We start from the raw sequence: 21,151 nt of genomic DNA, 5'->3' as shown, positions 1-21,151 counted from the left end.
TTTTTCGTCAAAACACATATGCCTTCGTCAATTAGAGTATAATGAGAACATCTGCAAGAGACAGGAGTTTATACATGAGTCATTTTAAAAACTATCAAATCAGTCATGACATTTTACGAGCATTGGAAGGACTGGGATATACAGAACCGACCAAGGTGCAGCAGAGCGTGATCCCCGCTGCCCTTGAACGAAAGGATCTTGTCGTCAAATCACAGACGGGAAGCGGGAAAACGGCTTCGTTCGGGATTCCTCTCTGTGAGCTGGCGGATTGGGATGAAAACAAGCCGCAGGCGCTTATTTTAACTCCAACCCGTGAGCTTGCGGTGCAAGTAAAGGAAGATATCACGAACATCGGACGATTTAAACGGATCAAAGCGACAGCCGTATTTGGAAAATCCTCCTTTGATAAACAAAAAGCTGAGCTTAAGCAAAAAAGCCACATTGTTGTCGGCACGCCGGGCCGTGTTCTGGATCATATCGAAAAAGGCACGCTGCCGTTGGATCGTCTCTCTTATTTGGTCATTGATGAAGCGGATGAGATGCTGAATATGGGCTTTATCGAGCAGGTGGAGGCGATTATCAAGCATCTGCCGACTGAGCGCACAACGATGCTGTTTTCGGCGACGCTGCCAGAGGACATTGAGAAATTAAGCCGTCAATATATGCAAAACCCGGAGCATATCGAAATCAAAGCGGCCGGGCTTACCACAAGAAATATTGAACATGCGGTGATTCAAGTAAGAGAAGAGAATAAATTTTCATTGCTGAAAGATGTGCTGATGACGGAGAATCCCGACAGCTGCATCATTTTCTGCCGAACGAAAGAGCACCTCAATCAGCTGACCGATGAATTGGATGACTTAGGATATCCATGCGATAAAATTCACGGCGGAATGATTCAGGAAGACCGATTCGACGTCATGAATGAATTTAAACGTGGCGAGTACCGTTACTTAGTGGCGACGGATGTCGCCGCGCGCGGGATTGATATTGAAAATATCTCCCTTGTCATCAACTATGATCTGCCGCTTGAAAAGGAAAGCTATGTCCACCGCACGGGCCGAACGGGACGCGCAGGGAACAAAGGAAAGGCCATTTCGTTTGTCACGGTCTTCGAAAAACGGTTTTTAGCCGACATTGAAGAATATATCGGATTTGAAATTCAAAAAATAGATGCCCCTTCTCAAGAGGAAGTGGCAAGGAAGAAACCAGAATTTCTAGCTAAACTGAATGACCGTCCGGAAAGCAAAAAGGACAAAAGCGAAGAGCTGAATAAAGACATTATGAAGCTGTATTTTAACGGCGGAAAGAAAAAGAAAATCAGAGCCGTTGATTTTGTAGGAACGATTGCCAAAATTGACGGTGTGTCAGCTGACGACATCGGCATCATTACGATCATGGATAACGCCTCATACGTTGAGATTTTAAATGGTAAAGGCCCTCATGTTCTCAAAGTGATGAAGAACACAACCGTCAAAGGGAAAAAGCTGAAGGTGAATAAAGCGAATAAATGATGAATGACCTGCTCCCAGTTAAAGGGGCAGGTCATTTTGCTGCTGGCTGACATTGGCGCTGGTCTCCTCCGGAACAAAGGCAAGAATCACAATACCAATTACAAACAAAATGATCAGGCTGAACACCGCAGTCGAGGATTTCCCGGTCAGCTGGGCTGTCACGGCAATGAGCAGCGGCCCCATAATTGAGGCGAATTTTCCGAAAATGTTGTAAAAACCGAAGAATTCATTGGCGTGGCGCTTTGGCACAAGCTTGGCGAAATAGGAACGGCTTAGGGCTTGAATACCGCCTTGCGAGGTGGCGACAAGCATAGCCAGTATCCAGAAATCAAGCGTTGTCTCCATAAAATAGGCATACACGCAGACGATCATATAAATGACGATCCCGACGTACAGCATTGTCTTCCCCGTGAAGCGTTCTGCCAGTTTTCCGTATATAATCGAAAACGGCGCGGCGACTACCTGGGTGACAAATAGGATGATCAGAAGGCTTGAGGAGCCGATCCCTAAATCTGATCCATAGGATGTCGACATCGTAATAATCGTGCCGACTCCGTCGATATAAAAGAAATAAGCGAGCAAGAAGAGGAAAAGTGCCCGGTATTGCCTGATCCGTTTCATCGTTTGGCCGAGCCGCTTAAAGCTGTTGATGACAATATGAGGTTCTTTTTTGATGTAATAGCGTTGATGGACATGTTTAATCATTGGGATGGTGAACAGCCCCCACCAGGCAGCTGTTATGAAAAAGGACAGCTGGCTTGCGGCCGGTACAGACACTGGAATAGTCTCTGCTTGTGCGAGCAGGATGACAGCAATACTGATGATAAATGGAATCGTGCTTCCAATGTATCCTAAGCCAAAACCCCGTGCTGAGACGAGATTCATCCGCTTCTCAGGCGTGACGTCAACGAGAAAGGCATCATAAAACACATTGGCGCCGGAAAAACCGATAGCCGATATCGTATAAAACAGCAACAATAGCAGCCAATGTTCACTAGGGATAAAGGCGAGCATCGCGGTGCTGGCGACACCGGCTGACACAAAGAAACCGAAGAACTTTTTCTTGCACCCTTCATAGTCGGCGATTGTGCCTAAAATAGGGCCGAGCATCGCAAGAATAAACGTTGAAATCGCAATGGTATAGCCCAGATAGGCAGTCGATTGAGCGGCGCTGACACCGCTTTCCGCAGCTGCTGATTTATAAAATAACGGAAATACCGCGGTGGTCACGACAATTGAGTAAGCAGAATTTGCCCAGTCATATAATACCCAGCTGTTTTCTTGTTTCGTAAAACGTTTCATCATCAGAGCCCCTCTCCGGTAACGATACTTCTATTGTACGAAAAATGGGCCTGAAAAGAATGGAATGCACGTCAATTTTTACAAAATATTTATGTTTTTTCGCTTTAAATCATACTTTTGATTTATTGCTGGGGTTAGGTGCATCTGGTACCATTTAACTATATTTTATGGTATTTTCCAGAAGGGATTCAGCAGAGAGGAGACAGAGCATGAGGCGAATAGGCTTGTGTATAAGCCTGCTGGTCACAGTTCTTGTGATGAGCGCATGCGAAAGTGAAGGTGAGGCTCAGATATTCGCAGACTGTGATCAAAAGACAGTAAAACAAACCGCAGCCAAACCGATGAGCAGCAAGAAAAAGCAGGATTTCCAAGCCTTCGCAAGCGACAGGCAGCTGGCCATTGTGTTCAGTTCCATGATACAAGTGAGCGAAGCATTTGATTATGGAATCGGCAATCCAGAATACTTCGTGCGAAGCAGCATGACTGAAGAAGAAGCAGACATTGCGAAGGAGAATCTCGAATCGATTAAGCTTGAGAACAAATCGCTCAAAAAACAAAACAGCGAGGCGGTCGCCTTGCTTCAAAAAACGCGTAATCAAGACATGAGCCGCATCGAAATTCAGCAGCTGACAGAAAATAGAGCCGCTTTTTTTGAGAACGCAGACAATATGATCAAACTCATCGGCCAAGTCACACCGAAAAACGCGAAGAAGACAAGACAGCAGCTGGATCAGCTGAAAAAACAATATACACAATACAGCGCCGAAAGTGTCAAAATCATGAACAGCATTGTCAAAAAGCAGAAAGCTGACAAGGCATCATTTGAACGCCATCTGGAGGCGCTGCTTCAAAAACAGCCCGGGCAGCAGGTACGGAGTGAATTGTACTGACCAGCTTCCGTCTTTCCCTGATGATATTGACCTAGTACAAAAAGAATGTACAATCAAGATATAGTCTGTTCTTAGTTGATTGGAGGGACATGTCATGAAAATTGCGAAGGTGATCAACAATAATGTGATCAGCGTGGTCAATGAACAAGGGAAAGAATTGGTCGTCATGGGCAGGGGGCTCGCGTTTCAGAAAAAGTCCGGCGATGATGTCGATGAAGCCCGCATTGAGAAAGTGTTCACGCTCGATAACAAGGATGTATCAGAAAAGTTCAAAACCCTTTTGTATGATATACCGATCGAGTGTATGGAAGTATCCGAAGAGATTATCAGCTACGCAAAATTACAGCTCGGCAAAAAGCTCAACGACAGCATCTATGTGTCGCTGACCGACCATATTAACTTTGCCATCCAGCGCAACCAGAAAGGGCTTGATATCAAAAACGCCTTGCTGTGGGAAACAAAACGGCTGTACAAAGACGAATTTGCGATCGGCAAAGAAGCGTTGGTCATGGTGAAAAACAAGACTGGTGTTTCTCTGCCAGAGGATGAAGCAGGCTTTATTGCTCTGCATATTGTAAATGCCGAGCTGAATGAAGAGATGCCCAATATTATCAACATTACAAAAGTCATGCAAGAGATTTTGAGTATTGTAAAATACCATTTTAAGATTGAATTCAACGAAGAATCGCTTCACTATTATCGGTTCGTCACCCACTTAAAATTTTTCGCGCAGCGTCTTTTTAACGGCACTCACATGGAAAGCCAGGAAGATTTTTTGCTGGATACAGTGAAAGAAAAGTATCATCGCGCGTATGAATGCACGAAGAAAATCCAAACCTACATTGAGCGGGAGTATGAGCACAAGCTCACAAGTGACGAGCTGCTGTATTTAACCATTCACATAGAAAGGGTAGTTAAACAAGCATAATGAGAGCGCTGACATTTTTATTTTCGTGTGTTCGTTTTTTTCTTACATTTCCATATGATAATGTTAGGATTGTTACTGATAAAGCAGGCAAAACCTAAATTACAATGAGTGCGGATCATCTCTGTCTGTGCTGATGGTAATTTAGGTTTTTATTTTTTTCAGGGGGAAGATGAAGATAGTTACAGGATTCAAGTAAGTAAGATTCGGTATTATCATTATTTTGACCGATGTTCCCTTTTAAAAGAATCATGTAAGATCAACATAGAAAACGCTTTCAATGAAAGGGGAATGCCAATATGCCTTATCTGAAACGAGTGTTGCTGCTTCTTGTCACTGGATTGTTTATGAGTTTGTTTGCAGTCACTTCTACTGTCTCGGCTCAAACAGGTGGATCGTTTTTTGACCCTTTTAACGGCTATAACTCCGGTTTTTGGCAAAAAGCAGATGGTTATTCGAATGGAAATATGTTCAACTGCACGTGGCGGGCTAATAACGTATCAATGACGTCATTGGGTGAAATGCGTTTAGCGCTAACAAGCCCAGCTTATAACAAGTTTGACTGCGGGGAAAACCGTTCTGTTCAAACATATGGCTATGGACTTTATGAAGTCAGAATGAAACCAGCTAAAAACACAGGGATCGTTTCATCGTTCTTCACTTACACAGGTCCAACAGATGGAACTCCTTGGGATGAGATTGATATCGAATTTTTAGGAAAAGACACAACGAAGGTTCAATTTAACTATTATACAAATGGTGCAGGAAACCATGAGAAGATTGTTGATCTCGGGTTTGATGCAGCCAATGCCTATCATACGTATGCATTCGATTGGCAGCCAAACTCTATTAAATGGTATGTCGACGGGCAATTAAAACATACTGCAACAAACCAAATTCCGACAACACCTGGAAAGATCATGATGAACTTGTGGAATGGCACGGGTGTCGATGAATGGCTTGGCTCCTACAATGGTGTAAATCCGCTATACGCTCATTATGACTGGGTGCGCTATACAAAAAAATAATGCCAAATGTGAAAGAGCCTGCTGCAATATAGCAGGCTCTTATGATTGTAATGAGGAGTTGTTGGCATGAATCTTCTATTCACTCATAATATCCTATTTGATCTTCTCCCCTCTGTACTCAATGCTACGATCAAGCTCATACATTTAGAAAGAAATAATCCCAATCAAAAGCGCCGCAATGGTCATCACAATCGTTGTTCCCACGGCCCATTTAATAGTGAATTTTTGATGGTCGCCAAAGCTGACGCCTGCCATTCCTACCAATAGATAGGTGGAAGGCACAAGCGGGCTGAGCAGATGCACAGGCTGCCCCAGCAAGGAGGCCCTCCCGATTTCAGCGGCGTCTATTCCGTAAGCGGAAGCGGCTTCGGCGATGATGGGAAGGACACCGAAGTAAAAGGCGTCATTCGACATGAAAAAGGTGAAGGGCATGCTGACGATCGCAGTGATCAACGGCAGGTGCGGGCCCATGGCATCAGGGATGAGTGAAACGAGAGAATGCGCCATGGCATCCACCATTTTTGTGCCGGAGAGAATGCCTGTGAATATGCCCGCAGCAAACACCATTGAGACAACGTTTAACGCATTACCCGCATGCGCCGAGATTCGTTTCTGCTGCTCTTTGACATTTGGATAGTTAACCATCAAGGCAACGGCGAACGCAGTCATAAAAAGAACAGGAAGCGGCAGCAGGCTGGTGATCAGTGCGGCCATCAGAGCGACAGTCAGCAGCAGGTTAAACCATTGAAGAGCGGGACGCTTGAGCGGTGCGGCCTCCGGATCGGAAGACGGTGCGTGATCAATCGAAATGACGCCGAGCCGCTTCCGCTCTTTCTTTCCGAGGATATAAGCAACGGCGATCACCCAGAGAATGCCGGCGATCATAGCGGGAATCAGCGGCGTGAAAACCTCTGACGTGTCCAATTTTAAGGAGGCCAAAACCCTCGCAGTCGGCCCGCCCCACGGGATAATATTCATAACCCCCGAACCGAGCATCGCTATTCCCGCTAACACCAAACGGTTCATGCCGAGCCGTTTGTAAAGAGGCAGCATCGCTGCAATGGTAATCATATAGGTTGTTGTCCCATCTCCGTCCAGCGAAATGGTCATGGTCAGAACCGCTGTGCCTACGGCGATTTTTAACGGATCTCCTTTGACAAACGATAAGATTTTGGCAATGAGAGGATCAAACAGACCTGAGTCAATCATAATGCCGAAATACAGGATGGCGAATAACAGCATGATACCGGTAGGGGCGAGGTCTGTAACGCCCTGAATCATCATCTCGCCGAGATCTTTGCCAAATCCGCTGATCAGGGCAAACACAATAGGAACGACAATCAAAGCAATAAGAGCGGAAAGCCGGTTAGACATAATAAGGTACATAAAGACAATCATCATCACAAAACCGAGTATGGCAAGCATGATATGACCTCCCCTATTCAACAGCTTTTTTAGTAAGCGCTTCCATCCTTTCTTTCTGTGAAGAAGGCTTATTTCAAATGTGTATGACCGCATATTTATATGTAGACCAAAAATCCTAATGAGCGGATTAGCAGTTTATATGAAGAACGCCACGGGTAAATGTGCTGTAGAATGTTTCGTTTTAAAAAGGGGGAGCAGACATGAGTGATGACCAAAACAAACGTGTAAATGAACACTCAAAGGACGAGCAGCTTGAGCAGTACAGGGCCGATAACAGCGGGAAGAAGATGACGACAAACCAAGGCTTGCGGGTGTCAGAGGATGAGCACTCGTTAAAAGCCGGGGTTCGCGGCCCGACGCTGATGGAGGATTTTCACTTTCGGGAGAAAATGACGCACTTTGACCATGAGAGGATTCCGGAGCGCGTTGTGCATGCACGCGGGTATGGCGTGCATGGCTTTTTTCAGGTTTACGAACCAATGACGGAATATACACGGGCCAAATTTCTTCAGGACCCTTCGGTGAAGACACCGGTATTTGTCCGTTTCTCTACGGTTGCGGGTTCTAAAGGCTCCGCAGACACGGTGCGGGATGCCAGAGGCTTTGCGACTAAATTTTATACTGAAGAAGGAAACTATGACCTTGTGGGAAATAACATTCCGGTGTTTTTCATTCAGGATGCGATCAAATTTCCGGATTTGGTTCATGCGTTTAAGCCTGAGCCACACAATGAAATGCCTCAGGCCGCGACTGCTCACGATACGTTTTGGGATTTTGTCGCCAATAACCCTGAGTCGGCTCACATGGTGATGTGGACGATGTCAGACAGAGGCATCCCGCGCAGCTACAGAATGATGGAAGGCTTCGGCGTTCACACGTTCCGTTTTGTCAATGAACAAGGAAAGGCACGTTTCGTGAAATTTCACTGGAAGCCGGTGCTCGGCGTGCATTCTCTCGTATGGGATGAAGCGCAGAAAATTGCCGGGAAAGATCCGGATTTCCATCGCCGTGACCTGTGGGAAACAATTGAAAACGGCGGCAAGGTTGAATACGAGCTCGGCGTGCAGATGATTGATGAGGAAGATGAATTCAAGTTTGATTTTGATATTCTTGATCCGACTAAGCTGTGGCCGGAAGAGCTTGTGCCGGTGAAGATCATTGGGAAAATGACGCTGAACCGCAACCAGGATAATGTGTTTGCGGAAACAGAACAAGTCGCATTCCACCCGGGAAATGTCGTGCCGGGCATCGATTTTACAAATGACCCGCTATTGCAGGGGCGACTTTTCTCTTATACGGATACACAGCTGATTCGTCTTGGCGGTCCGAACTTCCATGAGCTTCCGATTAACCGGCCGGTATGTCCATTCCATAACAATCAATATGACGGCTATCACCGGATGACGATCAATAAGGGACCTGTCGCTTATCATAAAAACTCTCTGCAAAACAATGATCCGTCGCCAGCGACAGCTGAAGAAGGCGGCTACGTCCACTATCAGGAAAAAGTCGAGGGCAAAAAAATCCGCCAGCGAAGCGACAGCTTCAACGATTATTACTCACAGGCGAAGCTTTTCTGGAACAGCATGTCTCCTGTGGAGAAACAGCACATCATTTCTGCTTTCTGCTTCGAGGTCGGGAAGGTCAAAAGCAAAGACGTACAGCGGCAGGTCGTTGATGTCTTCAGCAATGTCGATGCAGATTTAGCAGAAGAAATCGCCAAAGGAGTAGGCGTGGCGGCGCCCGCGAAGCGTAAAGCATCTAAAGAAATTCTTACTTCGCCTGCGTTAAGCCAAGCCCGTACAGTGAAAACCGCGTCAACAAGAAAAGTCGCTGTACTCGCCGGAAACGGATTTCATGAAAAAGAGCTGCAAACAGTACTGGAAGCCTTAAAGCAAGAAGGAATCACAGTGGATATCATCAGTCAAAATCTGGGGTATATGACAAGCGGCAGCGGACAGCAGCTTGAGGCCAGCGGCACGTTCCTGACGGTTGATTCTGTTCTGTATGATGCCGTCTATGCTGCAGGAGGGCTGGAGTTAAAAGACAACAAACAAGCGATGGCGTTTATCAGAGAAGCTTACAATCACTACAAGGCGATCGGTGCGGCAAATGAAGGAATTGACCTTCTTCAATCCTCTGTCGGGACAACAGAGGGGCCAGGCATCGTAACGGCTAAAGATGAACCTGACTACACCGCTTTCAGCAAGGCATTTATCGATGCGGTTTCTGCTCATCGCCATTGGGATAGACGAATTTGATCGGCTCCTGTATCTTTAAGGAAGATACTTTTCATAAGGAGCATGACAAATGAACGAAAAACAGCTCGCTGAAGCTTACGAACGCGATGAAAATATGATGATTTTGGTGTTTGCCCAGTGGTGCGTGAACCATGATCTTGATCCGATGGAGCTGTACGCCAAAGCGTATCCGCAGCAAAAGCTGAATGAAAGCTTGAAAAAAACCATGGACGATCTGGTCGTGCCAAAACACGAAGCAGAGCACATTCCGGACCAGACTGTCATTGCGGTATTAGAGATGTTCGGAAATACAGATTTGGCACAGGCCGTTCATGAAGCGATTTCTGGGCGCAAACAGTAAAAAAAGAGACATCCTGTGTCTCTTTTTTTATTGGAAAAATCATGCTGTTAGACCTAGAAACTTCTTTCGATTTAATCAGTCTATAAAAGTGTGTATTGCTTAAATAAGGGAATGATAAACAACGACATCAAAGGAGGAGATTGTATGAAATGGAATAAAATGCTGAAAGCCGCGGGGATTGCAGTCTTGCTTTTTTCCGTATTTGCATATGCGGCCCCATCTTTAAAAGCAGTTCAAGCGAAAACACCGACTGTCAGCACCCATACGTACAAAAAGATCAAGGAGTTAACGTATCCACAAGTGCATCACATCGGGAATGCCGCGTTTGAAAAGAAAATCAATCAAGAGCTGAAAGCCTACATTGAACAATCGTATCAGGAATACCTGAAAAACAAAAAAGCAGGCGAACAGCAGGGCTTTAAAACGGAATATCAAGCATCCTTCAGCGTCAAATACAATGCGGCAGGCAAGCTCAGCATTCAAACACTCAATTATATCTATTCAGGCGGCGCCCACGGTTTAACGTCTGTCCAGTCCTTCAACTATGACTTGAAAACACAAAAGCGGGTGACGCTGGATCAGATTCTGAACACCAAAACAAAAGTCAGCAAAACGAGAGATTACCTATATAGCTATATCAAAAAACACGATGAGCTGTTTTTCCCTGATGTTAAGAAAGAGGATATAACCCTAAACAAAGACACAATGTTTTACTTTACGGCAAACGGGATCGCCATCGTCTTCGGCCAGTATGACTTGGGGCCTTATGCAGTGGGAATCCGGGATGTGCAGGTGCCAGCCTCTATTTATCAATAATCAAAGAGCCATATCCGAAAAGGGATATGGCTCAATGTTTCTACCACACAAACAGGCCGACAATCGCAGCACTTAATAAAGATACCGCAATTCCGCTGACGAGGAGCTTCCACACGTTTCTCCCGATGACCGTTGACTTTTCTCCGTCAAGGATCGAATTGTACGTGCCGTAAATCATGCCGACAGTACTGAAGTTTGCAAAGGACGTCAGGAATGTCGTCGCCACCGCAACGGTGTGAGGCGGAAGGGATTTGAGATTGTTTTTCAAGTCAAGCATCGCAACAAACTCGTTTGTTGCTAATTTCATGCCCATCAGCTGAGCAACATACATCGCATCGTGCACTGGCAGTCCAAGCAGGAATGCGAACGGACTGAACAGATAAGCAAAAATCGTCTGGATGGTCAGGCCGTGTACGAAAACGCCAAGAATGCCATTAACTGCTGACGTTAATGCGACATATCCGATCACCATTGCCAAAATAACGATAACCATGTTCATGCCGACAAGCATACTGTTAGAAATCGTAGAGAAAAAGTCTTTCTTCTCTTCTTTAGGCGGTGTATAGATGATATCTTCATCCTCCGGCACGTGAACAGGATTCAGCAGGTTTGCGATAATCAGCGCGTTTAAGCAGTTCAAAGGAATGGCGGTAAACACGTATGTCGCAGGCACCATTGAAAGATAAGATCCGATAATGGAGCCGCTGATGCTGCTCATGCTCATTAAGCCGAATGTGAGCAGGCGGTTGTTGCTTAAAACCGTTAGCTGCTGGCGGATAACCGCAAGTGCTTCGGTATTTCCAAGAAACATCATTTGAATAGAGAAAAAGCTTTCTAATTTCGGCAAGCGGGAAGCCTTTGAAATCACCCATCCGATTTTATCAATCAGCCAAGGCAAAATGCCGAAATACGTTAAAATATCAAAGAATGTGACGATAAAGATAATTGGAAGAAGCGCACTAAAGAAAAAGTCTACTGTTTCATTCGCCATCACTGACGGAAAGGCAAACGCGATACCGTCACTGGCGCAAGCAATCAGCCAAGTGAAGAAATCACCGATTTTACCGATAGCCCAGCTTCCGACTTTTGTTCCCAGCATAAACCAAGTAATCAGCAATTCCAGAACAATTAACGTAATGATCGGGCGCCACTTGATTTTCTTTTTCTGCGGAGAACATAGGAATACAACTGCCATAATCACAATGAGACCGACAAGGTTTAGTAAAAAGTACATGATAGCAACTCCTATGAGGGTTATTATGGAAACAAAAAAAGCTCTTATCCTTCACAAATTCTGGAAGTGCAGAAAGTGTGAAAAATAAGAGCAAACAGAAAAGAACTTGTCCTTTTCAACTCGTTCAAATTTATTCAAACTTTCTTGTAGTCTAGTTTTTTACGGTTACTAGGTAGAAACAATCAGACCATATTACTGATCATATACAAGAATGTCTTTTTCTAAGATGATAGCAGTATTTTATCCTTTCACTTTTTGAAAATCAACCTTTTTAACTATTTTCACAATAATAAAATTTATATTCTAAAATGAGAAAATAAAGGAAAAACTTGCTGGATTGCTATGCTGATATGATGTTGGCGGGATACCAGCATGTCAGTACTGATTTTTCTTCACTATAAGGTTCCAGCTCCTGGATATTTGTTGTATGATGGAAACGGGGAAACCCATACAGCAGAAAGGGAGTTTTTTTCATGATTATCCAATTCATTCGTTATAGATAATGACAGGTGTAGACAAACTGCCAGACCTGGCCAATTTTTGAGATAGGCCTAGGTTTATTTGTCTATGCCTTTTTCATTTATCTAAAAATGAATGAATGGGGTGTTTTTTATCATGAAGCGTACAGTTGATTTCAGCATGTTTCGATGCCCGCTCTGCGTTTCTTCTATGGATGCGGCATCAGGGAAAAGCTTGATTTGTACAGAACGAGGACATACATTTGATCTATCTCGGCACGGCTACGTGAACTTTCTGACGAAGCCGGTCAAAACCAGTTACGGTGCTGAGCTTTTTGAAGCGAGGAGCAGGCTGATTGGAGAATGTGGTTTTTTTGACCCGCTCCATGATGCGATTGCAGAACTCATCAGTCATCCCACATCTGGTCATGAGGCATTTACCATCCTGGACAGCGGTTGCGGCGAGGGTTCTCATTTGAATGCGCTTTGCGGGTTTGATTATGCAGGGAAAGCAGCGATAGGAACCGGCATAGATCTTTCGAAGGATGGGATCTTAAAAGCTTCTAAGGCATTCAAAGATCAGATGTGGGCGGTTGCCGATGTGGCGCGTGCTCCTTTTCATGATCGCCAATTTGATGTTGTTCTGTCTATTTTTTCGCCGTCCAATTATGCAGAGTTTCATAGACTGCTGAAGAATGATGGCATGCTCGTAAAAGTAGTGCCGCGAAGCGATTATTTAATAGAATTAAGGCAATTTTTATATGCTGATTCACCAAGGCGCACGTATTCCAATGCGGCAGCTGTTGAGCGTTTTGCAGCAAATGCAGCACACAGCCGTCCTGTCAGGCTGCGCTATGTTAAAACGCTTGACAGGCAGGCGATCCACTGGCTTCTCAAGATGACGCCGCTTGCCTGGTCGGCGCCGAAAGATCGAGTCAGCCTCCTGAAAGAGATGAAATCAGCCGATATTACGGTTGATGTTGATATCCTAATAGGAATGAAATGAATAGCAGAGGAAAGCTCCGAAAAAAGGAGCTTTCCTTTTTTAATCGGAATAGTTGGCCCACGCTTCTCGTACATATGGAAAGGGGACGGAAACAGCCGATGCGGACAGGTTTATGTAAACGCTTTCTAGTTCGCGGAAACGGGGGATGTGTGTGTGGAACTGATCATCATTCTATTGGCGTTAGGTTTGCTGATGTTTACGGCGTATCGGGGATTTTCTGTCATATTGTTTGCGCCGATTTGCGCGTTATTCGCGGTGCTGCTGACAGATCCAAGCCATGTGCTTCCTTTTTTTTCATCAATTTTTATGGAGAAGATGGCGGGTTTTATTAAGCTGTATTTCCCAGTGTTTTTGCTCGGTGCCATTTTTGGAAAGGTCGTTGAAATGGCAGGGCTTGCGGCATCAATCGCGAAAACAATTGTCCGGCTTGTCGGGGCAAAAAGAGCGATACTTGCCATTGTGCTGATGGGTGCTGTCTTGACGTACAGCGGTGTCAGCCTGTTTGTTGTCGTATTTGCCGTATATCCTTTTGCGAAAAACATGTTCCAAGAAGCAAACATACCAAAACGCCTCATCCCGGGAACGATTGCTTTAGGGGCTTTTACATTTACGATGGACGCACTTCCGGGAACGCCGCAAATCCAAAATGTCATTCCGACGTCGTTTTTCAAAACAGACATTTATGCCGCCCCTTGGCTGGGCTTGATGGGCGCAGTGATTGTGCTGGCAGCTGGGATGCTCTATTTGGAATCAAGGCGGAAAAAAGCGCAGGCATCTGGCGAAGGCTATGGCGGTTTTGATTCGCAGAATGCTCCTGCTCCTGAATCGATTGAGTCCGCGGCTGAACCGGACAAAAGCCCGATTCGGCACGCGCTTGCCTTTGTCCCGCTTATTCTCGTCGGTGCAGTGAATAAATATTTCACCATTTACCTGCCAAAGTGGTATCCGAATGGATTTGATTTTTCTTCCATAGGATTAAAGGAGTTCGGCAGGCTTGATATTTCTTCAGCAGCTGCTATTTGGTCGGTGGAGATTGCTTTAGTGATTGGCATCATCACAACGATTTTATTTGATTGGAGAAGTGTGTTTGCCCAATTGAAGGAAGGGCTGAATGAAGGAATTGGCGGCGCCTTGCTGGCATCTATGAATACGGGTGCCGAGTACGGGTTCGGCGGCATTATCGCCGCGCTGCCGGGGTTTCATAAGCTGAGCAGCGGAATTTCACATACTTTTACCGATCCGCTTGTAAATGGCGCCGTTACGACAACTGCGCTGGCGGGAATCACCGGCTCGGCTTCAGGAGGAATGGGCATTGCGTTAAGCGCGATGTCAGAACAATACTTACAGGCGATTCAGGCTTACAATATTCCGCCAGAGGTGATGCATCGGGTCATTTCAATGGCATCAGGCGGGATGGACACACTGCCGCATAATGGCGCTGTTATCACGCTTCTGGCCGTGACGGGTTTGACACACCGGCAATCCTATCGCGATATTTTTGCGATCACGCTCATTAAAACGGCTGCCGTATTTGCTGTAATCGCGATTTACAGCCTGACTGGTCTAGTGTAGAAGAAAACGAAAGGAGCATCAATATGGGAAAAGTGCTGTCATCAAGCAAGGAAGCTGCGAAACTGATTCATGATGGGGATATGCTGATCGCGGGAGGGTTTGGGCTGTGCGGCATCCCTGAACAGCTCATTTTGTCTATAAGAGATCAGGGAGTAAAGGATTTAACCGTTGTCAGCAATAACTGCGGAGTCGATGACTGGGGGCTTGGTTTGCTTCTGGCTAACAAGCAAATCAAGAAAATGATTGCTTCCTATGTCGGTGAAAATAAAATTTTTGAGCGGCAGTTTTTAAGCGGAGAGCTTGAGGTCGAGCTTGTTCCCCAAGGAACGCTCGCTGAGAGAATTCGTGCAGGCGGTGCAGGCATACCGGGATTTTATACGGCGACAGGCGTCGGCACCTCCATAGCCGAGGGAAAAGAACATAAAACATTCGGCGGCCGGACTTATGTGCTGGAGCGAGGCATTACCGGCGATGTGGCGATCGTCAAAGCGTGGAAAGCGGACACCATGGGCAATTTGGTTTTTAGGAAAACGGCGAGAAATTTCAATCCCATTGCCGCCATGGCAGGCAAGATCACGATTGCCGAGGCGGAAGAAATCGTGGAAGCAGGAGAGCTCGATCCAGATCACATCCATACGCCGGGAATTTACGTACAGCATGTCGTGCTTGGCGCGAGCCAAGAAAAACGGATTGAAAAACGAACAGTTCAGCAAGCATCGGGAAAGGGTGAGGCCAAGTGAAGGAAGCGAGAAAACGAATGGTCAAACGGGCTGTACAAGAAATCAAGGACGGCATGAATGTGAATCTCGGGATTGGAATGCCGACGCTTGTCGCAAATGAGATACCCGACGGCGTTCACGTCATGCTTCAGTCGGAAAACGGCTTGCTCGGAATTGGCCCCTATCCTCTGGAAGGAACGGAAGACGCGGATTTGATCAATGCGGGAAAGGAAACGATCACTGAAGTGACGGGCGCCTCTTATTTTGACAGCGCTGAGTCATTCGCGATGATAAGAGGCGGGCATATCGATTTGGCTATTCTTGGTGGAATGGAGGTTTCGGAGCAGGGTGATTTGGCCAATTGGATGATCCCGGGCAAAATGGTAAAAGGGATGGGCGGCGCTATGGATCTCGTCAACGGGGCGAAACGGATCGTTGTCATCATGGAGCACGTCAATAAGCATGGTGAATCAAAGGTGAAAAAAACATGCTCCCTTCCGCTGACAGGCCAGAAAGTCGTGCACAGGCTGATTACGGATTTGGCTGTATTTGATTTTGTGAACGGCCGCATGACACTGACGGAGCTTCAGGATGGTGTCACAATTGAAGAGGTTTATGAAAAAACAGAAGCTGATTTCGCTGTAAGCCAGTCTGTACTCAATTCTTAATGGGAAGGTGTTTGACATGAGAAAACAAGTCGCCTTGGTGACAGGGGCTGCCGGCGGAATCGGATTCGAAATGGCAAGAGAATTCGCCCGGGAAGGTGCCAGCGTCATCGTTTCAGACCTCCGTCCGGAAGCATGTGAAAAAGCAGCCTCCAAACTTGCAGAAGAAGGCTTTGACGCGGCGGCCATTCCGTATGATGTGACAAAGGAAGCGCAAGTTGCTGATACGGTGAACGTCATCCAAAAACAATACGGCCGCTTGGATATTCTGGTGAACAATGCCGGTATTCAGCACGTCGCTCCGATTGAAGAGTTTCCGACAGACACCTTTGAACAGCTGATCAAGGTCATGCTGACGGCCCCCTTTATTGCAATGAAGCATGTTTTTCCGATCATGAAAAAACAGCAGTTTGGCAGAATCATTAATATCGCGTCTGTTAATGGATTAGTCGGCTTTGCAGGGAAATCCGCTTATAATAGCGCCAAGCACGGCGTCATTGGACTCACAAAAGTAGGGGCGCTGGAAGGCGCGCCCCACGGCATAACAGTCAATGCGCTCTGTCCGGGTTATGTCGATACCCAGCTTGTACGCAATCAGCTTAGCGATCTATCGAAAACTAGAAATGTCCCTTACGACTCTGTACTTGAACAAGTCATTTTTCCGCTTGTGCCGCAAAAGCGACTGCTTTCCGTCAAGGAAATTGCGGATTATGCCGTGTTTTTGGCAAGCGAGAAGGCGAAGGGCGTCACTGGGCAGGCTGTCGTCCTTGATGGGGGCTACACCGCACAATGACATAAAAAACACACTTGCTCCGCTAGGGAATCAAGTGTGTTTTTTCTTTGCTTATTTCCAAACATCATTAGCGATCTCAACCACATGGCGGAGCTTCGCCCATTGCTGTTCTTCAGTCAGCTTATTGCCTTCCTCAGTTGAAGCGAATCCGCATTGAGGGCTGAGGCAAAGCTGGTCTAAGCTTACATAACGGGATGCTTCTTCGATACGGCGTTTCACGTCATCCGGATTTTCAAGCTCACCGAATTTAGATGTCACTAAGCCAAGAACAAGCTGAAGATCAGACCGTTTTACGTAACGGAGCGGCTCAAATCCGCCTGAGCGTGAATCATCATACTCTAAGAAAAGTCCGTCAAGATTCAAGCCGTCAAAAATGGTTTCGGCTGCTGCGTCATAGCCGCCTTCCGCTGTCCAAGTGGACTGGAAGTTGCCGCGGCAAATATGCATGGTTACCGTCAAGTCATCCGGGCGGTCTGCAATCGCGTCGTTAATGGATTTCGCAAACAGCTGGCGAAGCTCATCAGGCGTTGTTCCGAACGCTTCGATTTGTTTTAAGCCTTTTTCTGATAAGAAAACGGCCCACGCTGTATCATCAAGCTGGAGGTAGCGGCAGCCTCTGTCATAAAACGCTTGAATCGCTTTTTTATATGCTTTGGATACATCATGCTGGAAAAGGTGATAATCTTTTTTATACGCATCCTTTTCCAGTTTTCCGCGGAAAAACAGCATATTCGGGCTTGGAATCGTCATCTTTGGCGTTGCGTCACCGGCAATGCTATGGAGAAATGAATAATCTTCAAGCATTGGGTGAGTTGAAAAGTCGATATCGCCTGTGACTTTAATGCCGCGTGCTTTTGTCTGTACGTTATGGAATTGAATGCCTTGCTCAGGAGTAAACGGCTCAACGCCATCTAAGTTTTCCAGGAAATCAAAGTGCCACCACGCTCTGCGGAATTCACCGTCTGTCACGACGTTCAGGCCGGTTTCCTTCTGTTTTTCCACAATGCGGATGATTTCATCGTTTTCAATTTGGCGAAGCTGCTCAGCCGTAATTTCGCCGGCCGCTTTTTGCAGCCGCGCTTTTTTAACGGGCTCAGATCTCAACAGGCTTCCGACTTGATCCGCGCGAAACGGCGGTTTTTTTCTTTGAAGTGATTTTTGTTCTGCGGGTGTTGTTTGTTGTGACATGTTGTCCATTCCTTCTTTCCATTCAAATATAAAAAAGCTCTTCCTTTGGATAAGGAAGAGCTTGCGTGACAATCTCAACCTTATCTTCAAGAGCAATCATTGCTCTAAAGGATTTAGCACCATTCTGTTAAACAGCGGTTGCCGGGTATCGCAGGGCCAGTCCCTCCACCTCTCTTGATAAGGAAAACCTTTTTATGAAATTTTCTGATAGTATCTATTATTCACACATTTTCTATTTCTGTCAATGATAGATTATCTCCACACATCGTTGGCAATGTCGATGACATGGCGAAGCTTTGCCCATTGCTGCTCCTCTGTCAGAAGGTTGCCTTCTTCTGTAGAGGCGAAACCGCACTGCGGGCTCAGGCATAGCTGGTCCAAGCTGACAAAACGCGCGGCTTCATTGATACGGCGTTTCACATCCTCAGGATTTTCAAGCTCGCCGTATTTCGATGTGATCAAGCCGAGCACAATTTGCAGATCCTTGCGCTTCACAAAACGGAGCGGATCAAAGTTTCCGGAGCGGTCATCATCGTATTCCAAGAAAAGGCCGTCAAGGTTTAAGCCGTCCAAAATCGTTTCCGCTACAGCGTCGTACCCTCCTGATGCCGCCCAGGTTGAGCGGAAGTTGCCGCGGCAAATGTGCATTGTGATCGTTAAATCGCCAGGCCGGTCTGCCACGGCATCGTTAATTGTTTTGGCAAATATGGCTGGCAATGTTTCTGGATCACCGCCGAGCGCCCGGACAACCTCTCTTCCTTTTTCCTCAAAGAAGAGAGACCATGACGTATCATCGAGCTGGAGATAACGGCAGCCAGCATCATAGAAGGCTTTGATTGCTTTTTTGTACGCTTGGGCCAGATCATGAAAGTATTCCTCTTGATCGTCATAAATCCCTTTATCCGCCTTTTCGCCAAAAAACAGCATATTTGGGCTGGGAATGGTCAATTTTGGCGTCGCGTTACCGGCAATCTCATGTAAAAATTGATAATCAGCAAGCGCTGGGTGGCTCGTAAAATCGAGTTTTCCCGTCACTTTGATGCTGCGCGCTTTCGTTTTTGTGTTATGGAACTGAATCCCCTCAGCAGGGATGAACGGTTCCACACCGTCAAGCCCTTCCAGGAAGTCATAATGCCACCAAGAACGCCGGAATTCCCCGTCTGTTACCACATCGAGACCGATTTCTTTTTGTTTTTCCACGATGCGGATGATCTCTTGATTTTCGATATCACGAAGCTGTTCTGCTGTCATCTCACCAGCCGCTTTTTTTTGCCGGGATTCCTTCACCGGAACGGAACGAAGCAAACTGCCGACATGATCGGCGCGGAAAGGTGCTTTGCGTTGTTTTTCTGTTTTTTGTCCTGCAACATTCGTTTGTTGAGCCATGTTATTCGCCTCTTTTCTGAAATATTGAGCATGTAAAAAGCTCTTCCTTTGTGTAAGGAAGAGCTTGAACGATCAAATCTCCGCCTCATCTGCAAGAACGCAATGTTCTTAAGGATTTAGCACCATTCTGTTTGAAACAGCGGTTGCCGGGTATCATAGGGCCAGTCCCTCCACCTCTCTTGATAAGGTACAACTTCATATTCAGATTTCAATTATCTTAATATTATTACTTTTGGATCAATTGTCAATGTTTTTTAGAGAATACTTTCATCTTCATCGTTATATAAAACCATATCAAGCACGATAGCGATGGCAGTGCAAATCAGAACATCTTCCTCGTTTGCAATCTCCAAGTGATAGGAATCACCCCAACTGAGCCACTTTTTGCTCACTGACATCCGGACATTTTCCCCGTCCGTCAGCTGGAATTCATCCCTCCATAAATCACCATCGATTTCCCAGTTAAGCCCGGAAATCACAAATTTCGGTTTGAAAAAAGTTACTTTCTTCGTTACCTCACAAACTGTTTTCCCGCCAATTGAAATCTCATAGCGCGGCAATAAAGACATTAGTTTTTGTTCTATGGAAACGAGCGTTTTCCCAGATGAGTCTGTCATTTGTAATGAGTCTCCTAACGAGAAAAAACGCCCCTCCACCTTGAATGTTTCTTGTTCATCCCGGTCATAAATGTGAAATGCATCTTTAAATGAGAACATTTTTTGTTTCATAAATAACTCGATCATTGCTGAAGTCTCCTTTGGGTTTGCCTTGTATGAAATTACGGATAGGTGGCGAAAAGGTTTCAGGCTCTAAATCAAAACAATTTTAAAAGGCTGCGTGATTCAGCAGCCTTTTCGTTTGAAATATAGAATTAGGAAAGATGCATCCGGCGTTTTTGGCGGATGGCGTCAAGGTCGATTAGGTTGTTGTGATGAGGTGCGGCTGCTGGCAGAGGGCTTGTCTTTTGCGGTTTGCGGCGATTATCCTTGCTGAAAGAAAAAAGAAGATAGCCACATAATGCGATGATAATAAATAGGATCATATTACATACCTCCCAAAAAAAGTTTTGGTACTCTCTATTGTACGGATAAAATGCCAAAAAGTATTCAAAAAATTCTAAATCAATAAATAACAAGAAACTGTCCCTCTAAAACAGTATAACCTGATGACCTGAAAATAGTCTTGAATTACGCTGTTTGCTCTTGTTGATGATTGGTTCTATAGTTACTATCGACGATAAAATAAATTCCTTTATATAACTTTTAACCTAAGTTTCCGTAATTCAAATTACCTGTTTTTGGGTGCTGTTTTCTTGCTTGTTTGGTTTATACCCTATTTTGCGGAATTGAACACAAAAAACCCAAATTTCGGAGCATTTGGGCGGTACGGGTGAATACGGATTGTATCTTGGGGATTTGAATGTTTTATTTGAAGAAGCGTTTGAACATTTTTCTGATTTTTTGAAATGGGCTGGATTTCTTTTGCATGTTAAGCGGCCTGGAAATGATCCATTTTTTCAAGAGACTCTTTGCAGCGATTGCATGTTTTGTCATTGTTTTTCCTCCTCATTTGTTGATACTTGTTTTACGGAGGACGTGTTTAAAATGTTTCATTTTCACACAAAAAAGC

20 protein-coding genes and 3 riboswitches are annotated in these 21,151 nt (G+C 45.6%); of the genes, 12 read left to right on the top strand and 8 right to left on the bottom strand.

Annotated elements, in window-relative coordinates; all coding sequences use genetic code 11:
• Positions 1 to 74 precede the first annotated feature (74 nt).
• The gene (gene dbpA / locus KXZ66_RS20600) at positions 75 to 1,514 is read left to right on the top strand and encodes an ATP-dependent RNA helicase DbpA (protein WP_219144714.1); all 1,440 of its coding nucleotides are present in this window, start codon (positions 75 to 77) and stop codon (positions 1,512 to 1,514) included.
• Positions 1,515 to 1,532: 18 nt separating this feature from the next.
• Here dbpA and KXZ66_RS20595 read toward each other — a convergent pair whose 3' ends face one another.
• Positions 1,533 to 2,819 carry an MFS transporter gene (locus KXZ66_RS20595; RefSeq protein ID WP_086344496.1) on the bottom strand — a complete coding sequence of 429 codons (1,287 nt, stop codon included), beginning with the start codon at positions 2,817 to 2,819 and terminating at the stop codon, positions 1,533 to 1,535.
• Positions 2,820 to 3,025: 206 nt separating this feature from the next.
• Here KXZ66_RS20595 and KXZ66_RS20590 point away from each other — a divergent pair, with 206 nt between their 5' ends.
• From KXZ66_RS20590 to bglS, 3 genes are all read left to right on the top strand, one after another.
• Positions 3,026 to 3,706 carry a hypothetical protein gene (locus tag KXZ66_RS20590; protein ID WP_086344495.1) on the top strand — a complete coding sequence of 227 codons (681 nt, stop codon included), beginning with the start codon at positions 3,026 to 3,028 and terminating at the stop codon, positions 3,704 to 3,706.
• A gap of 94 nt (positions 3,707 to 3,800) precedes the next feature.
• Complete coding sequence (gene licT, locus KXZ66_RS20585) at positions 3,801 to 4,634, top strand: transcriptional antiterminator LicT (RefSeq protein WP_219144713.1); 834 nt, start codon at positions 3,801 to 3,803, stop codon at positions 4,632 to 4,634.
• Positions 4,635 to 4,930: 296 nt separating this feature from the next.
• Positions 4,931 to 5,659: a beta-glucanase gene (bglS, locus tag KXZ66_RS20580; RefSeq protein WP_219144712.1), complete on the top strand. Its 729-nt coding sequence runs from the start codon at positions 4,931 to 4,933 to the stop codon at positions 5,657 to 5,659.
• A gap of 144 nt (positions 5,660 to 5,803) precedes the next feature.
• On the opposite strand, the gene citH is transcribed toward bglS, so the two are convergent.
• Positions 5,804 to 7,084 carry a citrate transporter CitH gene (citH, locus tag KXZ66_RS20575; protein ID WP_003227205.1) on the bottom strand — a complete coding sequence of 427 codons (1,281 nt, stop codon included), beginning with the start codon at positions 7,082 to 7,084 and terminating at the stop codon, positions 5,804 to 5,806.
• Between the two features lie 200 nt (positions 7,085 to 7,284).
• On the opposite strand from citH, the gene KXZ66_RS20570 reads away from it, so the two are divergent.
• From KXZ66_RS20570 to KXZ66_RS20560, 3 genes are all read left to right on the top strand, one after another.
• Positions 7,285 to 9,345: a catalase gene (locus KXZ66_RS20570; protein WP_151869965.1), complete on the top strand. Its 2,061-nt coding sequence runs from the start codon at positions 7,285 to 7,287 to the stop codon at positions 9,343 to 9,345.
• Between the two features lie 49 nt (positions 9,346 to 9,394).
• Positions 9,395 to 9,685 (top strand): hypothetical protein, encoded by a 291-nt coding sequence (locus KXZ66_RS20565; protein WP_014478421.1) that lies wholly within the window; start codon positions 9,395 to 9,397, stop codon positions 9,683 to 9,685.
• A gap of 144 nt (positions 9,686 to 9,829) precedes the next feature.
• The gene (locus KXZ66_RS20560) at positions 9,830 to 10,501 is read left to right on the top strand and encodes a DUF3298 and DUF4163 domain-containing protein (protein WP_151869966.1); all 672 of its coding nucleotides are present in this window, start codon (positions 9,830 to 9,832) and stop codon (positions 10,499 to 10,501) included.
• Positions 10,502 to 10,541: 40 nt separating this feature from the next.
• Here KXZ66_RS20560 and KXZ66_RS20555 read toward each other — a convergent pair whose 3' ends face one another.
• The gene (locus tag KXZ66_RS20555; RefSeq protein WP_003227216.1) at positions 10,542 to 11,735 is read right to left on the bottom strand and encodes a NupC/NupG family nucleoside CNT transporter; all 1,194 of its coding nucleotides are present in this window, start codon (positions 11,733 to 11,735) and stop codon (positions 10,542 to 10,544) included.
• 127 nt (positions 11,736 to 11,862) lie between these two features.
• Positions 11,863 to 11,964: riboswitch (purine riboswitch) on the bottom strand.
• 386 nt (positions 11,965 to 12,350) lie between these two features.
• Between KXZ66_RS20555 and KXZ66_RS20550 the strand changes: the two genes are divergently transcribed.
• The 5 genes from KXZ66_RS20550 to KXZ66_RS20530 all read left to right on the top strand — a co-directional run bounded on the left by KXZ66_RS20550 (position 12,351) and on the right by KXZ66_RS20530 (position 16,948).
• Entirely contained in the window at positions 12,351 to 13,199 is an 849-nt protein-coding gene (locus KXZ66_RS20550; RefSeq protein WP_041850342.1) for a methyltransferase domain-containing protein, read from the top strand.
• Positions 13,200 to 13,352: 153 nt separating this feature from the next.
• Positions 13,353 to 14,771: a GntP family permease gene (locus KXZ66_RS20545; RefSeq protein WP_003243205.1), complete on the top strand. Its 1,419-nt coding sequence runs from the start codon at positions 13,353 to 13,355 to the stop codon at positions 14,769 to 14,771.
• A gap of 23 nt (positions 14,772 to 14,794) precedes the next feature.
• A complete protein-coding gene (locus KXZ66_RS20540) occupies positions 14,795 to 15,511 on the top strand; it encodes a CoA transferase subunit A (protein ID WP_041850343.1) in 717 nt (238 codons plus the stop codon).
• The gene (locus KXZ66_RS20535) at positions 15,508 to 16,158 is read left to right on the top strand and encodes a CoA transferase subunit B (RefSeq protein WP_003243049.1); all 651 of its coding nucleotides are present in this window, start codon (positions 15,508 to 15,510) and stop codon (positions 16,156 to 16,158) included. The genes KXZ66_RS20540 and KXZ66_RS20535 overlap by 4 nt, the downstream gene beginning before the upstream one ends.
• 16 nt (positions 16,159 to 16,174) lie before the next feature.
• A complete protein-coding gene (locus KXZ66_RS20530; RefSeq protein ID WP_014481333.1) occupies positions 16,175 to 16,948 on the top strand; it encodes a 3-hydroxybutyrate dehydrogenase in 774 nt (257 codons plus the stop codon).
• Positions 16,949 to 16,999: 51 nt separating this feature from the next.
• Here the strand turns inward: KXZ66_RS20530 and KXZ66_RS20525 are convergent, their stop codons facing one another.
• The 5 genes from KXZ66_RS20525 to KXZ66_RS22700 all read right to left on the bottom strand — a co-directional run bounded on the left by KXZ66_RS20525 (position 17,000) and on the right by KXZ66_RS22700 (position 21,075).
• Entirely contained in the window at positions 17,000 to 18,136 is a 1,137-nt protein-coding gene (locus tag KXZ66_RS20525; protein ID WP_124059440.1) for a 5-methyltetrahydropteroyltriglutamate--homocysteine S-methyltransferase, read from the bottom strand.
• 77 nt (positions 18,137 to 18,213) lie between these two features.
• Positions 18,214 to 18,320: riboswitch (SAM riboswitch) on the bottom strand.
• 68 nt (positions 18,321 to 18,388) lie between these two features.
• Positions 18,389 to 19,522 carry a 5-methyltetrahydropteroyltriglutamate--homocysteine S-methyltransferase gene (locus KXZ66_RS20520; protein ID WP_219144711.1) on the bottom strand — a complete coding sequence of 378 codons (1,134 nt, stop codon included), beginning with the start codon at positions 19,520 to 19,522 and terminating at the stop codon, positions 18,389 to 18,391.
• An 82-nt stretch (positions 19,523 to 19,604) separates the two neighbouring features.
• A riboswitch (SAM riboswitch) is annotated at positions 19,605 to 19,711 on the bottom strand.
• Between the two features lie 65 nt (positions 19,712 to 19,776).
• Positions 19,777 to 20,265, bottom strand: coding sequence for an LURP-one-related/scramblase family protein (locus tag KXZ66_RS20515; RefSeq protein ID WP_151869970.1), 489 nt, complete (start codon positions 20,263 to 20,265; stop codon positions 19,777 to 19,779).
• 128 nt (positions 20,266 to 20,393) lie between these two features.
• The gene (locus tag KXZ66_RS20510; protein WP_010886640.1) at positions 20,394 to 20,657 is read right to left on the bottom strand and encodes a hypothetical protein; all 264 of its coding nucleotides are present in this window, start codon (positions 20,655 to 20,657) and stop codon (positions 20,394 to 20,396) included.
• 289 nt (positions 20,658 to 20,946) lie between these two features.
• Complete coding sequence (locus KXZ66_RS22700; protein WP_003227241.1) at positions 20,947 to 21,075, bottom strand: hypothetical protein; 129 nt, start codon at positions 21,073 to 21,075, stop codon at positions 20,947 to 20,949.
• Positions 21,076 to 21,151 lie beyond the last annotated feature (76 nt).

The sequence above is a fragment of the Bacillus sp. LJBS17 genome, assembly GCF_019334685.1.
Classification (GTDB): Bacteria; Bacillota; Bacilli; order Bacillales; family Bacillaceae; genus Bacillus; species Bacillus subtilis.
Note: the sequence above shows the minus strand (reverse complement) of the source record. Positions and strands in the feature narration are given on the sequence as shown.